The sequence below is a fragment of the Alicyclobacillus fodiniaquatilis genome (assembly GCF_042678105.1).
Lineage (GTDB): Bacteria > Bacillota > Bacilli > Alicyclobacillales > Alicyclobacillaceae > Alicyclobacillus > Alicyclobacillus fodiniaquatilis.
The window spans coordinates 1-14,687 of the sequence record NZ_JBHUCX010000024.1 but is presented as its reverse complement, the minus strand read 5'-3'; the positions used below and the strand labels follow the sequence as shown (position 1 = coordinate 14,687).

Sequence of the window (14,687 nt, the reverse complement as noted above, 5' to 3'; positions counted from 1 at the left end):
TTCGCTTCTACAGCCTATGACAAAGGGGCGCCAAGCGCATCACTCAATATCCATTCCACAGCAGCAGCCAAGTTGGGACAGTGCATATCCGGTCGCAGCTCATTCGGCAGCCGCGCGGCGCCGACCAACACGGTCTTACATCCAGCAGCTTGTCCGGCCATGATGTCTACATCTCTGTCCCCCACCATATAAGAGCTCCCTAAATCTAAGGTATGTCGCTGCGCCAAATTGAGAATCTGCCCCGGCTTTGGTTTTCGGCATGCGCAATGCGCCTTGGGCGCATGCGAACAGTAGGAGAGTGCATCGAAATGCGCGCCAGCAACCGCAATTTCGCGGATCATCTTCGCATGAATCTGAACTAAATCCCCCTCTGTCATGTAACCAAGCCCAACGCCGCCCTGATTGCTCACCATGGCCACGAAAAAATGGGCATGGTTGAGTGCAGCAATGGCTTTGGCCGCATACGGGAAAAGAAAAAAATCATCAGGACCATTGACAAAGCGCCGATGATCGTTGATGACCCCATCGCGATCCAAAAAAACAGCGCTTCGCAGCGCCGCTTTCGTGTCTGTATTCATGATTGCTGCTTCCCAGCAGACAAGAATTGTACAATCGCCGCCATATCCATCTCGCCATAGCCAGCACTCTCCGCGCGCTCGAACGACTTAAACGTCGTTTCAATGGCTGGCATATTGGCGGACACCGCTTGGCCCTGTCGCACGGCCAGTCCCAAGTCTTTTTTGAGATGCTTTAGGGCGAACTGCGCTTCATATCGCTCATGCTCAACCATGGCGCGCTTGCCCGCCAAGGTCGGCGACCACACCGCACTGTTCTCCAACACTTGCATCACGAGGTCCGTCGCCAGCGATTGATTGCCTGCATAGGACAGGCACTCGCCCAGCGCTTCAACGGTCATCCCTAGAAAAGCGTTAACCAAAAGTTTCATGGCAGCGCCTTTGCCAACCGGACCAACGTGAAATGCAACCTTGGAAATCGCCGTAAACAGCGGCTGCAATTCGTTAAAATCCGCTTCATCTCCGCCAGCGACAACGGTCAAAGTGCCTTCGGTCGCCGGCTTGACCGAGCCAAGCACTGGCGCATCGACGAAACGCAATCCACGTGTATGTACGCCTGCGGCCAAATCCAGCGTTTCATCCACGCCAATGGTGCTCATATTGACGACCAATGTATTTTCGCGCATCTGCTCAACTGCTTTTTGTGCAAACAAGATGTCCTTGACCGCAGCGCCATCTGAAACCATGAGAATCAGTGCATCTTGGTCGATGACGGCTTCCTCCAATTTCTGAACCACAGTTGCGCCGCCTACATCCAAATTCGGTTTTGGCGTCCGATTGAACACAGTGACCTCCACACCTGCCGCCACGGTGTTCTTCACCATCGGAATCCCCATGTTGCCAAGACCGATCCAACCGATTCTCATTTTTCTTCCCCTTCTTCCGCAATCTCTTCTGCTTCCACAATGTCCGCGAGTTTCCCAAGCAGCCTAAGCAATGTGTCGGCATCTTCGTAACCAAGCTTGTCCAAGATATTCCCGACGCGCACTGCCCTGTCCTCAAGCATGCTCTGTACTTTCGCGTGCCCTTCTGATGTCAAATCGACATATACCACGCGCCGATCCGTATCTGATCTGCTTCTCCCCACCACGCCCATGCGCACAAGCTCATCACAGACCTGCGTGATGGCGCCAGGACTCAAACCTGCGAATTTTGCGATATCAGATGATTTCGCAGGCGCTTCGTGAGATAAGTAACGCATGATAAACATCTGCGTCGCTGTCAGTCCATATTTTTTAAATATGGACTGCAACTTCATAAAGCGCGATAAGCGAGCTAAAGTTTCGTCCATCTGACGAATCCGCTCAAGTTTCGCGGAATCCAAACCACATCACCCCATCGAAGTCTATAGCATCAAATCGCCTATGAATGTAGAGATCAATGCCAACGGAACAAATTCCTTTGCCCGTCCAGTATCTTTTGCCCCCGCTTGCGTATGAAAAGGCCAATCAACCCAACTAGAAAAAGTGGAATCAAGCCAACAATCAAATACAGCCAATTCCCAATCACGCCTTCAAAGATGAGCGCAACACTCAAGTAGTAGGGAATGATGGAAATGACCGCCGTCCAGAGGTAAGCCCACAAACCAATGGCCGGAATCATCCCCGCCGCATAGTTGACGACAAAAGCAGGCACCGGGAGCATCCGGGCAAATAACAACCCAATGCTTCCTCTATCCTTCACCCACAGATTGATCTGTTCAAATCGCTCATGCGAAGTGACTCGTGACAGCCAGATCCGCGTAAAATAACGAGCAATATAAAAGATGACCAGTGTGCTCAGTGTAGACCCCAGCCAAGCATAGGTGGTACCCAACGTAACCCCGTATACACGCAGGAAAATTATCAGGAGCCCCTCGGACGGAACTGGTGTCAAACACCATAACACCATGAGCAATATCGCAAGTACAACTCCAGCAACGCCCCAGTCCCGAATCATCAGCGAAATGCGGTGGTGCTTATCTAGGTACAACAAAGTACCCGCCATCAACACGCCAATGACTACAGTGGAAATGGTTCGCCAATCGGTCAATACTTGCTTTAAAATTGCCCCCACCCTAAATTCTCCTCGCTCCTGAACCACTGTATCGTTACCACAGTATCAGAGTACGCGTGAAGCTTCAAACAGACACCTGTCAAGACCCACAATCACAGAGAATTTTTCAGTATAAGTTCATTATAGTCGTTCAAATAGGGTTCCATCCAGAAGACGACACCGACTTACAGCAAAACGGCGAGTGCGCACTGCACTCGCCGTCCTCATCAGTCCATTGGCGAAGCTTTTGGCTTCAAACCCATTCTTGCTGCATCTTCGCGTTTGGGCGCCAATGTTTCATCGCTCACTGGCGCTTTAACCCCCATCTTTTCCACACTGTCTTTAGACCAGTGCTCCAACGCATCTGGGTTGAAATCGCGCATTGGCGGCCCCGGCTTGCGGTGTGTCTCTCCCTGCACGTAAATCCCCCCTTTTCAGTGTACGAATGTAACATTCCCAAGCAAAAAAACGGATATGTAACACACCAGGATACATAAGCATGCCAACATCTGCACACATAATAAACAGAGGAGTGTGAGTGCATGAACACGCAAACGTCATTCAATCTGATCAGCCGTGAAGAACTTCGCCATCTGGCGTACGATCTCGGCAAATCCGACGCCGAAATCGCCCAAATGTACAACGTTTCAACCAACACGGTCAACAATCGGCGGCGGCAAATGAATTTGATCCAAGGACAAATGACATCAGAGCAACTTGCAGATACGGTCCGCATGGCCGAAGCAATCAAACATTTGCCAATGGAGGCCATCGAACAGATCAAACAAATTGTCGATACCTATCGCAGGCCGTACTGAGTTTCGTCCTGTGCCAAACGAGATAGACCGCATGCGATCCCGCCAGTGAACGTCACTCGCATGCGGTCCAATCTTGTCACGCGTCGGAAGCAGCAATGGCCACCGTCGCCTCTTGCAATCGATTTTCCAATTCGCCCGTGTATTTGACAGCCGTATCGTTGTCCCAGGCGAACAGTTGTTGCAGTACGCGGACAATTTCGTATTGGTGTTGTCGTACAAAACCGACATCAAAAAACATCGCCCCTGTGCGGCGAATGAAAAAATCCTCCGGCAGGATGCACGCTTCCTCTTCCACACAATACATCAGCTCAGCCTCGACATCGCGTGGCAGCGCAGAAGAAAAAGCGGGTAGCGCATCATCGCGCAAGCGCGTGTAGATGTTCACCACATTTGTGCCATAGCGTGTCGCCAATTGAGTCGATCGTTCCGGCGTCAATCCGAGCTCAATCCCCATTTGCACATGCGACTGGCATGTAGCCTCGAACTGGTCGCTGCCGCCATATGCGCCGCCCGACAAAGCTAAATTTCGCGTCTGACACACCTTGAATGACATGCCATAGGCATCTGTCAACTCTTTTACGACCACGTCCACGACCCGCTCGGCCATCTTGCGATACCCTGTCAATTTACCGCCCGCGATGGTGATGAGCCCTGTATGAGAATGGAAGATCTCGTCCTTGCGCGAAATCTCCGACGGCGACTTGCCCTCTTCGTGAATCAGCGGACGCACACCAGCCCAACTCGACTCGACGTCACGCTCGGTCAATTTAACCGTGGGAAACATGAAGTTGACAGCGTCCAACAGATAGTGCAAATCCGCTTCGGTCATGCGCGGATGCAGGATGCCTGCCGTGTAATTTGTGTCCGTCGTACCGATGTAGGTCTTGCCATCGCGAGGAATGGCAAATACCATCCGCCCGTCCGGCGTGTCAAAATACACGGACTGCCGCATCGGGAACCGCTCTGCGTCCACCACAATATGCACACCCTTGGTCAAATGAATCACTTTGCCTTTTTTCGATCCGTCTTGTTCGCGCAACACATCCACCCATGGCCCCGTTGCATTGACCACGCGCTTGGCGCGCACAACAAATGTATCGGCAGAGAGCATATCTTGCATCTCTGCACCTTCGATCCGCCCGGCATCATCGTACAGCAGCCGCTCTGCCTTCACATAGTTGAGCGCACATCCCCCCAACTCCACCGCTTTTTTGATGACCTCCATCGTCAATCTCGCATCATCCGTGCGATACTCGACATAATAGCCTGCACCCTTCAGTCCATCGCTGCGCAACAGCGGCTCCATTTCTAGCGTCTGGCGCAAAGACAGCATCTTGCGCCGCTCTGTCCGCTTGACTTTTGCCAAATAATCGTAAACCGCCAAGCCAATCGACGTCGAAAACTTGCCAAACGTGCCCCCTTCAATCACAGGCAAGAGCATCCACTGCGGCCGCGTGACATGTGGCGCGTTCTCGTACACGACCGCCCGTTCCTGGCCCACTTCGCGGACGAGAGAAATTTCAAACTGCTTGAGATAGCGCAGCCCGCCATGCACCAATTTGGTAGAGCGACTTGACGTGCCTGCGGCAAAATCCTGCATCTCCACCAACGCCGCGCGCAGGCCGCGACTGACCGCATCCAGCAAAATGCCTGCTCCGGTAATCCCCCCGCCGATGATGAGCAAATCCAGGTCAGTTGCTTCAGCCAACGCAGATTTATGACGTGATCGATCCCGACTTGAAAAACGTTTCTCCATCTCCATCACCCTCGAAAATAAAATAAGAACCATAAAAGCTGGTGCATATTTCCGCACCAGTTTCCATGGTTCTCCAGTCTCTCAACCCATCTGAACTTGTCGGTGTATCCTTTTTCCAAGCAGACACTTGATGTGCTCTGACGGCCTGCCTGCAACCCACAATTGGGCGAAACGTTTCGCCAAACGCTTCAATGACATTTTTCAGTATATCCTGAATGTATGGTCTTGTCACGATACAATTGGCGCTATCGCCCACTGCAACGCTCACAAGGACACGATTACCGAATGGCTGCAATTTGCAAATTCGTATGTATGGATGCACCTGGCGCTAAATAAACCAGGTCCTCACCGCTGTTGAAAGCTGCGTTTTTGGCCATCCATGGCTCAACGCAGATAAACGGTTTTCCCTCCACCGACCACACGACGACATACTTGAATTCCGGCCCATACGTCATTTGAATGGTTGGCTGGTTCTCCCGTGGCGCAAAAGCGATCGAACGCATTTCGGTGTTCAACAGCACGACGGATTCCACCATGCCGCTCAAATCCAGTTCTCCTTCGTACCGCTTCTCCTCCATATCGTTGTAATCCAAATACTTTGTGGCGTCTGTCCGATAGGCCACAGCCTTTTTATCCGCTTGAAAATAGGGATGGAAACCCGCATACATCGGCATTTGTTTCGTCGAAGTATTGCGATATGTCTGCTCAATGTAAAAACGACCTGCTTTGAAGCCATACTTGAAAATCAGTTCAAATGGGAAAGGAAATTCACGCAATGTCTCTTCATTGCTCGTCAGCGACAAGGTGATGGAACCTTCATCCGCATTTGTCTCCACGACCTGCCAAGGATTCGTCCGCGCCACACCGTGGTTTTTCATATGGAAAGTAACGCCGTCCAACTCGTACGTCCCGTTTTCAAGTTGACCGCAGATTGGGAAAAGAATGGGGATGCCGCCACGTACATTGGCTTCTCTGTCCAAGAACGTCTCTTTGTCCAAATACAAAAGTTCGGTGCCCTCAATGCCGAGTGAAATCACCAAACCACCGCGCTCCGGCGCAACGCGAAACCATGTATTGGACTTTTTGTCCATCACTTCGTAGACTTCAAATCCATCCATATACTGTCGAATGTCGTACATATCTTGTCCCTCATTTCCTCGTAAGACCACTTGTATCGTACCCCAAATCTCGTATAGCGTATCACACGAGTTGGTTTTCAGCCCGAAAACTTGATGAAAAACATGTTTAGCTGGCACGGTTCATCGCACACGGGGGGTCTGTGACCAAAGCGGATGCTACACACAACAAACGAACAACAAAACTGCCGCTTATCCCCGCTCGATCACGCTCGGTCGACCATGTCGTCAGGATGCTGACGCAGGGCGTTGCTAACCAGTTCGGCAGCTCGAAGGCATTCATCGGTGCCAGCGGATGTGTCCGCAAGGTACTGGGATGTCCCAATGACAAGGAGGCCGAGATCACCTACTGTCACATCGGGTCGCAAGTGGCCTTGTTCACAGAGCGATTGAATGACACACGCAAGGCGCTCGTTGATGGCGTGAACGACTGTCGGCTCAGACGCATCTGTACCCGAGGGCCGGAGGGCTTCCAGGAGAATGGGCTCCCTGCGGATACGGAGCATGGTGTCGCGCACAAGCGCCTGGAATCCGGCCCAGCCATCGTTGGCCTCAATCGTGCTATCGAGCCGTTCCACCAGCCATTGACCATGATGTTCCACGGCGAAAGCGAGGATGGCAGCTTTCGTTGGAAAGTTGCGATAGACAGTTGCTTTACCCACACCTGCTTGGCGCGCGACATCCAGAATGGTGGCGTCGCTGCCTTGTTGGGCAAGCACCTGCAGTGCGGCTTCCCGCACGCGCTCGCGATTCCGCTGTGCGTCCGAGCGGATCGGCAACTTCTCGCTCGCGCTTTCATGTTCACTCATGGATACGTCCTCCCCTGGCAAACAAACTGATCTACGATTCACAATCCCAAATTCAACATTATAAAAGCACGACTTGCTGTGACATCCCCGCAAGCTGCACGCGATCACATCAACATTTTTCATCAAAACCTCGAAGTCACGTGAAGAGCGTATATGACAGGCGCACTGAACGCAAGCGCTTAAAAGCGCTCGCCCACAGCCGTTTCCCGTGATGCATCAGATAAATGCATTCCCTCTTGACATGTGGACCCTATGGTCCGATAATGCATATGAAGAAAAAACGGACTTATTAGTCCATTTAAGAGAAGCTGAACCCGTGGAGGGGATAACATGAAAGCAAACACAGCATCTGGAACGCGCTCAGTCGTCTGGCTGTGGATTGTTGCGGCGCTGACGGCAACTACCATCATTGTCCAATCGTTTGGTGGAAACACCACTATGGCAGTCGTACAGTTTATACTCGGCCTCATCTTTGTCTTTTGGCATGGGGGCCGCCGCTACGGAGCCGCGAACATCATCACTTTCTTTGTCACTACCGAGATCGTCGCGAATGGATTGGAGAATTTGAGCATTGCCACCGGGTTCCCCTTTGGGAACTATCACTACACCCATAGCGGCATGCCGTTCCTGTTTCAGGTGCCCATCACCATCGGATTCGCTTACTTCGCTTATGGTTACGTCGCTTGGTGTCTCGCCTCCATCATCCTTGGCAAAGGGGACGAGCGCACAACCACAGTTGGCGGCATAATCATCCAACCGCTCACGGCGGCATTCATCATGGTCATGTGGGATGTAGTCATGGATCCCATCAGTTCCACCGTGGGTCACCAATGGATCTGGGAGGACGGCGGCGGTTATAATGGCGTCCCGCTCACCAACTATTTGGGCTGGTTCCTCACGGTGTGGATCATCTTCCAAGTGTTTGCCATCGTCTTGCATCTGCGCCCGAAAACCGTCCGCTCGCGAGAAGCTGCTGACTTCTGGGTGATGCCCATTCTCATGTACGGAGCTACAGCCATCAGTTATCTGATTTCCTACATGCTGCTTCAGACGCACCAGACCATCACAGACGCTTCCGGCCAGACGTGGACTGTCACAGACATCTATCAGTCCTCGACCATCATGATGCTTTTTACCATGCTGTTCGCGACATTTCTGTCATCTGTAACGCTGCTCAACTCGCGCGCGAAGAAGCAAAGCGTATCTTCTGCTACCATCGCGAATCAGCAGCAAATCGATAGATTGAGTGTATAAAGTTTCATTCGCTCGGATGCGCGGGCGGGATCGACAAAAAAGGCTTTCCGGATGGGAAGCCTTTATCTGTCCAAGTAACTTTTTTAATTACACGTTTTAATCACATATCAAGGAGCTAAGATTATCCCACCCGTACGAAACATCCGCATAGCTGATTCCGCCAATGTCAAACATTCGTCGTCTGTACGCTTTGCCGTTTAATGTCGTGTAGAACTTTCTTGCCGGATAATTATCTTTTAATGCCCAAACCAACATGGAATTGAGCGATTGCCCCAGCAGGCCACGTGCGACATTTGAGACAAGTCGCCGTCCAACCCCCTGGCCTTGGCACTCCTTCAAAAGGTATATCGCGTACAACTCTGCATCATAATTTGGATCCCCGTCTCGTTCGCGCCCGCCTACGGCGAAGCCAACAATTCGCTCAGCTTGATTGGTCGCCACATAAATCAATGTGGTTGTATCTGCATCACGAAGGACCTTGGTCCACCTTTGTTCTGACCATGAGGGCGTTAAATTGTCGATGAAATCATCGGCTACAATCCCTCTGTATGTAGCGTGCCAACTCTTGATATGAACGTCCGCTATGCCTGATACATCAGCCAGATTTGCTTCGCGAATCTGAAACACTGCGAATCCCCCAAACTCCTATAATGCTCTCCATGGCATTTTCAAACGAAATAGCGTGGTTATATGCACTCAATCGTGACAAATGGGTTTGCAAAGTTACAAATTGACCTTCAAAGCGCAAAAAGCGCGGAATCCCACACTCCACGCCTGCAACTTAGACAATGCTAAACATCACGACGCCTTTGCTTGAATCAAATAGAAAAAGCCAGTCGTTTTTATCCCTTTTTCACTTGCATGTTTGTCAAATTGTGCAACGATCCCACTGTAGCACGTTTCTCTCACAAACTGTCTGAACCCATCACTCTGCCCAAAGCAAACCTTCTCAAACACATCGTCAGGGGTTGGGATCCATACAATTTCTCGCAAGACAGACATCTGAATATCCGTCAAACCACTCGATTCTAACCGCTCTTGAATGATGTCAAGAATTGGCGTACCTACAGAAGGTGAAGCAAATAATCCCGGAAAACAAAGGCCGAGTTCTGCCCCTCTCCATTGCCGTCACCAGGGTGGAATAACAGAAGCGTTCCACCACTCCGAATAACTCTGTTCCCTTCTTTATACCAACTTGTTGGTCCTTTCTTGGTGTAGGCGAAATCAAAATAATCGTCGGGAAAAGGCAATCCATCGTGTGTGTTTCCCACAACGTAACGGACATTAGATTTTCTGTTTTGATTCGCAGTCCTGATAAAACCTTCCGTCACATCATAGCCAATCAGTTCTTCCGTCTGACATGCCCATTTATCTGTATACGTTCCGTGACCGCAACCGACATCCAAAACCTTTCCATGCAACAGTGAAGAAAGTTTTTCAGTTAAAGTGCTTACCGCTGGTTCTCCCTCGAAAATCTCTTTCCAGGGGAATTCGTATTTTCCCGTCTTGGCTGCTAATTGATTACACCAAGCATGTGATTGTTCGCCAAGGTATTCTGGATGCTTCGTCAGATCAGGAAACAAGTATACTCACGCACCTTCATCAAGGTATACAACATCGGGATCGATCAATCTCCCCAGACGCTCGCATAGGCGTAATTTCGCACCGTCCCGTGCCAGCGATACCACGGTGATCCACCCTCTTGCTGTGCGTAGAACAGCGCCACCTCTGCCTTTGGATCAATGACAACATAACAACCGCGGGCGCCGTCCCAGCCGAATTCGCCATTTTCGCTCAAAGCGTTGTTTTCCTCTCTCTCGACCAGTGTCCGTACGCCAAGGCCGTAGCTATATCCACTCTTACTCACTCCGCCAAACTTAGCGAAATCCTGTTGCGCCTCTGGACACAAACGTTTTGTCCGCATCTCATTGACGGTCTCTTTTTTAAGGATGCGTTCGCCATTTGACGCCAAGCCATAATTGCACAGCGCCTCTGCAAACAATATGTAATCAGCCACAGTAGAAAAGAGGCCACCACCACCACTCTCATAAGCACTGCCTGGCTGAAGGACGAATGTCTCCCCTATGCTCTCAGCGGTGTGTGTCTTGCCATTGAAATGATTGTAAAGCTTGCAGAAACGCTTCTCGTCCTTCAAAACAAATGACGTGTCGCGCATGCCGATCCGATCAAAAATGTTCTCCTTGAGATATGTCCCAAACGTCTTGCCAGATAGCACCTCAATCAGTGCCCCAATACGTCATGGCAGGCGCCATATTTGAAATGTGTGCCTGGCTCAAAGATCAGCGGCTCCTTGGCCAACGCTTTGATGACATCCAGCGTTTTGCCCTCGCCATTTGACGCCTCAATGACCTTCCGCGTCTCTTCAGTATCTCGTTTGTCAAGTCCAGCCGACATACTGAACAGATGTTCAATCGTGATCTTGTTCTGCGCAGGACGCACTTCCTCAGTTCCATCCTTCAGGATATGTCGGACGTTCATGTGCTCGTACTCGGGAATATAGGCATATAGCGGATCGCTCAGTTTAAACTTCCCAGCATCAAACAATTGCAGAAGCGCGGTGCAGGTGATGACCTTGGTTGCTGAATAGAGTCGGAAAATCGTATCTGGCCCGAATTTGATTTGATTCTCTACATCAGAAAATCCCGTATAGTGTTCAAAGACTGGCTCGTGCTTATAATACATAGCCAATCCCACACCGGGGATGTTTTTCTCCACATAAAAGCGATCTAAATAGGCTTGAAGCTTTGAAAAATTCATTTTATCAACCCCTATATGTATTTATAGCTGCTGCCGTGTTTAACGCGATTCATCCGTCTTTGTCGATGTAGAGCACGAGAGTTAATCGCTTTCATTTGATCACGATATTTTCTGTATATTCATTATACCAAATTACGTTAGATCAATTTCATATCACAGTTCAAGCAGATGCTCCATTTCCTGCTGAAACTTATCCATCGATATGCGCCATATCTCCGTATTTTTCGATTGTAACGATCCCATCTTCAATCATAACGTGAGACAGGCTGGTAGGATGAACGTAGGGTGGATTCCAGAGTTCTTTCAGAGGACGTTTTTCAAAGTAATTCATGATGGATTTCAGTGTAACCGTATGCGTAACGAGCATAATGGTCTTGTTTTCATTGTCTCTGATAATCTTTTCAATACACGAAACTGCACGTTGGGATACAGCTTCAAACGTCTCGCCGCCATTGGATGGCACATACAAATCAGGGGTATTCCAATACGCCTCATGTTCACGCGGGTACTGAAGCTTCACTTCCGCGAGTTCCATTCCTTCCCATGAACCCATGTTGATTTCCCGTAACTTATCCTCAATGGTTATATCGATGGGTCTCTCTCCGCGAATCATCTCCGCCGTACGGACAGTGCGTAAGCTTGGGCTAGAATAAATCACATCAAATTCAACGTTTACTAGCGAATCCGCTAATTGTTCCGCTTGGATGACACCTAGCTCAGTGAGAGGAGAGTCGAGATGCCCCTGAAGCCTTCCTTGCACGTTCCATTCTGTTTGGCCATGTCGAGTGATGTATAGGTTTGTAATGCCCAATATGTAAACCTCCACTTCATTGGATCAACCCACAGTTCAGTAAGGATGGTGCGTTCGTCGATATTCTTTCATGCGGACAACCACTGTACCCCTTCATGAACGATTTCATCTATTTGCGACGAAACCGTTATTTGCTTTGTTTAATGACCGCTATCGCTTAACAAAGCCCAACTCATTCCCATCTAAATCTCGTATAGTGAATTTTCTACTTCCGTACGGTGTATCAAATAGTTCCTCCACCACTTCTACTTTGTTTTTCAACGATTTCCAAAGTTCATCTACGTCCTTAACGTAAAAATTGTATCTCCCATTCGTGGGTACTCTCTTATCTACGGCTATGGAAAACTGGGCTCCTTCGCTCATTTCAAAATGAGTGTAAATCGGGTTCTCATTCGGATAATGGCCACATGACTTAAAGCCTAGAACGCTTTCGTACCACTGAATGGCTTTATCCAAATCAGTCACATTTGCCCTAACATGCAACAATGTTGTTCCAATAATCTCCTCCGTTTCTTTGTTTACTTCAATCATATTTCCATCTGGATCATAGAGATGAAAGCATCTAACGCCCCAAGATGCTCGATCGTGCGGGGTATTAATACATTCAATCCCCCTAGATTTGAGTAATTCATATGTAGCGTCCACATTGTCCACTGCAATGATAAGGCAATGGCTTGATTGCTGACTGGCTTTCAGCGATTTCTCAGATTCACCTACAGCCTCCGCCATATTGTTGCGCCGAAATAATGCAAGTAGTGTTCCGCCCGTATTAAAGCTTATATAGTCTCCATTTTCATCTCCCCAGTGAACTTCCAAACCCAACACATCACGATAAAATCTCAGGCATGCAACATAATCTGTAACAAGTAACCTAACGTGCGACAGTTTCATTCATGACATCCCTCCACAGAATTTTTGATTGACTATCTACCACATTCGTTCAGGCACTAAACAAGGACATTCCCCATCACTATCGGCGAATTTAATCCACTAACAGTTCAATGCTACGCATGTATTTTCAAGAAGAAATACCAGAAATGATCCCTTCTAAAATCGGAATCACGCGTTTCACTAGTATACTTTTTGAGTCACTTTGTTCTATCGCTGGATCACTTGTAAATACCACGGTAGTTGCTAATCTGGGTATGTTTATCAGATATTGTCCTTTCGCTCCCACAGTCATGTATGCATCCTCTCCGTGAAAACATCTGATCCACCATCCGTATCCGTACATCCCATACTGAAAGTCACCTGTGCTCTGGACGGTAATGGATTTCCCAACCCATTCCGACGATATAATTACATCACGATTCCAGCTCCCATAATTCAAATACAAGGCTCCAATCTTCGCTATGCTTCTAGTTGTCATTTTCAGTCCCGTGCTGCCAATTGAATTGCCCTGTGGATCTACTTCCCAGTCATTGTCGTAAATCTCCAATCGGTAAAATAGTTTTTGTTGTGCAAAGGAATGAGCATTTAAATGCGTTGTCCGCGAAAGAATGGCTGATAGAAGGTGCATATCGCAACCCTTATATTGAAACTGCCTGCGTTTCACAACAGTTGATTGTAAAATTGGCTGAATCCAGTCATACGGATTTTCCCTCATCATGTTCGGTAAATCCCTGTCAAACAATTGTATACCAGATGTTAGATTCAATAATTCATGCAAAGTTGTCACAAGCAATTGTGGGTTCGAGTTCAAAATCTCGGCTTCATCAAAGAATTTTTGAATTGATTGATGCTCATCTTGTATATATCCCCGATCGATGGCAATGCCGATAAGGGTGGATGTTACGCTCTTGGTCATTGAACGCAGAGGGAGCAAAGTTTGATCATTAGTGCCATTGAAATAACGCTCGTAAATCACATTTCCACGGTAAGCAATCAAAATGCTTGTAAGGCTTGTCCATTGCTGTTCCGTGTACCCATTAATTGTATTAAACATAGTATCGTGGGGAAAATCCAATAGCAGCCCTCCGAATTCTCTATGAAATCCCCCGAAACCAACTTCTGCATCCGAAGGATTAGTATCGTATGTATCTCTGATGTCCAACCAAACAAGCCATCTACTAATGTATTCTAAAAAAACATTCTAAGTCCGTTTAAAAAGCCAGTTAGAGTTGATCGTCCTTCAGTATCTGCATAACGCATGTGATGCTAACCACGCCACAATCTTTTAACCACTTTTAATACTTGACCATCGAAATTCAGTCTGTAAACATCAGGTTTAGACAACTTCAACAAGAAATCTAAAGAAGCGTATCGAATATCAAAGTAACCCATCATCAATGTCATAACGGCCCCATGGGTTCCTACAGCCACTTTTTGCCCTTGATAGCGCTTTAAAAGCTCCTTTAGAACTTGAATGGATCGCACCTGGCAATCTAAATTGGACTCTGCTCCAGGCAATGAATAGGTTATATCAGAAAAGGATTGCTTTAACAAAGGGTTTAATTCTTCATCAGTTATTCTAGTTTCTGAATTCGTAAAAATCCTTTCTTTAAGATCTTCAAACACTTCTACCTCCTGGCCAGCCAATTTAGCAAGTTGTTCAATCGTTAGAACTGCTCTCTTGTATGGGCTAGACACAAAAACATCAATACCTTCATCTTTTAGTCATAATGAACGAGGCCGGCCCCATTTCGTAAGCACGTGGGTTACACTGAATTTGGGATAACCAGTGCAGAGCCACAATACGAAAAGGAGCCGGTTATAG

The 14,687-nt window shown here is 48.5% G+C and carries 15 protein-coding genes and 2 pseudogenes; 2 read left to right on the top strand and 15 right to left on the bottom strand.

Annotated features, from left to right (window positions below; all coding sequences use genetic code 11):
• Window positions 1-14: 14 nt before the first annotated feature.
• The 5 genes from ACFSB2_RS09370 to ACFSB2_RS09350 all read right to left on the bottom strand — a co-directional run bounded on the left by ACFSB2_RS09370 (window position 15) and on the right by ACFSB2_RS09350 (window position 3,028).
• Window positions 15-578, bottom strand: a complete 564-nt coding sequence (locus ACFSB2_RS09370; protein WP_377942778.1) for a D-glycero-alpha-D-manno-heptose-1,7-bisphosphate 7-phosphatase — start codon at window positions 576-578, stop codon at window positions 15-17.
• On the bottom strand, window positions 575-1,441 hold the full coding sequence (locus tag ACFSB2_RS09365; protein WP_377942777.1) for an NAD(P)-dependent oxidoreductase: 867 nt from the start codon (window positions 1,439-1,441) through the stop codon (window positions 575-577). Before ACFSB2_RS09365 ends, ACFSB2_RS09370 begins: the two co-directional genes overlap by 4 nt.
• Window positions 1,438-1,899, bottom strand: coding sequence for a MarR family winged helix-turn-helix transcriptional regulator (locus tag ACFSB2_RS09360; RefSeq protein WP_377942776.1), 462 nt, complete (start codon window positions 1,897-1,899; stop codon window positions 1,438-1,440). The genes ACFSB2_RS09365 and ACFSB2_RS09360 overlap by 4 nt, the downstream gene beginning before the upstream one ends.
• A gap of 53 nt (window positions 1,900-1,952) precedes the next feature.
• A complete protein-coding gene (locus ACFSB2_RS09355; protein ID WP_377942775.1) occupies window positions 1,953-2,630 on the bottom strand; it encodes a TVP38/TMEM64 family protein in 678 nt (225 codons plus the stop codon).
• A 206-nt stretch (window positions 2,631-2,836) separates the two neighbouring features.
• A complete protein-coding gene (locus tag ACFSB2_RS09350) occupies window positions 2,837-3,028 on the bottom strand; it encodes a hypothetical protein (RefSeq protein WP_377942774.1) in 192 nt (63 codons plus the stop codon).
• Between the two features lie 123 nt (window positions 3,029-3,151).
• On the opposite strand from ACFSB2_RS09350, the gene ACFSB2_RS09345 reads away from it, so the two are divergent.
• Window positions 3,152-3,427, top strand: coding sequence for a hypothetical protein (locus ACFSB2_RS09345; protein ID WP_377942773.1), 276 nt, complete (start codon window positions 3,152-3,154; stop codon window positions 3,425-3,427).
• A 76-nt stretch (window positions 3,428-3,503) separates the two neighbouring features.
• On the opposite strand, the gene ACFSB2_RS09340 is transcribed toward ACFSB2_RS09345, so the two are convergent.
• The 3 genes from ACFSB2_RS09340 to ACFSB2_RS09330 form a co-directional block, all read right to left on the bottom strand.
• On the bottom strand, window positions 3,504-5,183 hold the full coding sequence (locus ACFSB2_RS09340; protein ID WP_377942772.1) for a glycerol-3-phosphate dehydrogenase/oxidase: 1,680 nt from the start codon (window positions 5,181-5,183) through the stop codon (window positions 3,504-3,506).
• A 278-nt stretch (window positions 5,184-5,461) separates the two neighbouring features.
• Window positions 5,462-6,322 (bottom strand): aldose epimerase family protein, encoded by an 861-nt coding sequence (locus ACFSB2_RS09335; protein WP_377942771.1) that lies wholly within the window; start codon window positions 6,320-6,322, stop codon window positions 5,462-5,464.
• A gap of 203 nt (window positions 6,323-6,525) precedes the next feature.
• Entirely contained in the window at window positions 6,526-7,128 is a 603-nt protein-coding gene (locus ACFSB2_RS09330; RefSeq protein ID WP_377942770.1) for a TetR/AcrR family transcriptional regulator, read from the bottom strand.
• A 330-nt stretch (window positions 7,129-7,458) separates the two neighbouring features.
• Here ACFSB2_RS09330 and ACFSB2_RS09325 point away from each other — a divergent pair, with 330 nt between their 5' ends.
• Window positions 7,459-8,382 (top strand): carotenoid biosynthesis protein, encoded by a 924-nt coding sequence (locus ACFSB2_RS09325; protein ID WP_377942769.1) that lies wholly within the window; start codon window positions 7,459-7,461, stop codon window positions 8,380-8,382.
• Between the two features lie 96 nt (window positions 8,383-8,478).
• On the opposite strand, the gene ACFSB2_RS09320 is transcribed toward ACFSB2_RS09325, so the two are convergent.
• The 7 genes and pseudogenes from ACFSB2_RS09320 to ACFSB2_RS09290 form a co-directional block, all read right to left on the bottom strand.
• Complete coding sequence (locus tag ACFSB2_RS09320) at window positions 8,479-9,009, bottom strand: GNAT family N-acetyltransferase (protein ID WP_377942768.1); 531 nt, start codon at window positions 9,007-9,009, stop codon at window positions 8,479-8,481.
• A gap of 437 nt (window positions 9,010-9,446) precedes the next feature.
• Window positions 9,447-9,965 (bottom strand): class I SAM-dependent methyltransferase, encoded by a 519-nt coding sequence (locus ACFSB2_RS09315; RefSeq protein WP_377942767.1) that lies wholly within the window; start codon window positions 9,963-9,965, stop codon window positions 9,447-9,449.
• A gap of 44 nt (window positions 9,966-10,009) precedes the next feature.
• Window positions 10,010-11,085, bottom strand: a pseudogene (locus tag ACFSB2_RS09310) (serine hydrolase domain-containing protein).
• Window positions 11,086-11,350: 265 nt separating this feature from the next.
• On the bottom strand, window positions 11,351-11,971 hold the full coding sequence (locus tag ACFSB2_RS09305) for a histidine phosphatase family protein (protein WP_377942766.1): 621 nt from the start codon (window positions 11,969-11,971) through the stop codon (window positions 11,351-11,353).
• 150 nt (window positions 11,972-12,121) lie between these two features.
• Entirely contained in the window at window positions 12,122-12,862 is a 741-nt protein-coding gene (locus ACFSB2_RS09300; protein ID WP_377942765.1) for a VOC family protein, read from the bottom strand.
• Window positions 12,863-12,989: 127 nt separating this feature from the next.
• Complete coding sequence (locus ACFSB2_RS09295; protein WP_377942764.1) at window positions 12,990-14,024, bottom strand: serine hydrolase domain-containing protein; 1,035 nt, start codon at window positions 14,022-14,024, stop codon at window positions 12,990-12,992.
• 104 nt (window positions 14,025-14,128) lie between these two features.
• Window positions 14,129-14,587, bottom strand: a pseudogene (locus ACFSB2_RS09290) (histidine phosphatase family protein); the annotation flags it as partial.
• Between the last annotated feature and the right edge of the window lie 100 nt (window positions 14,588-14,687).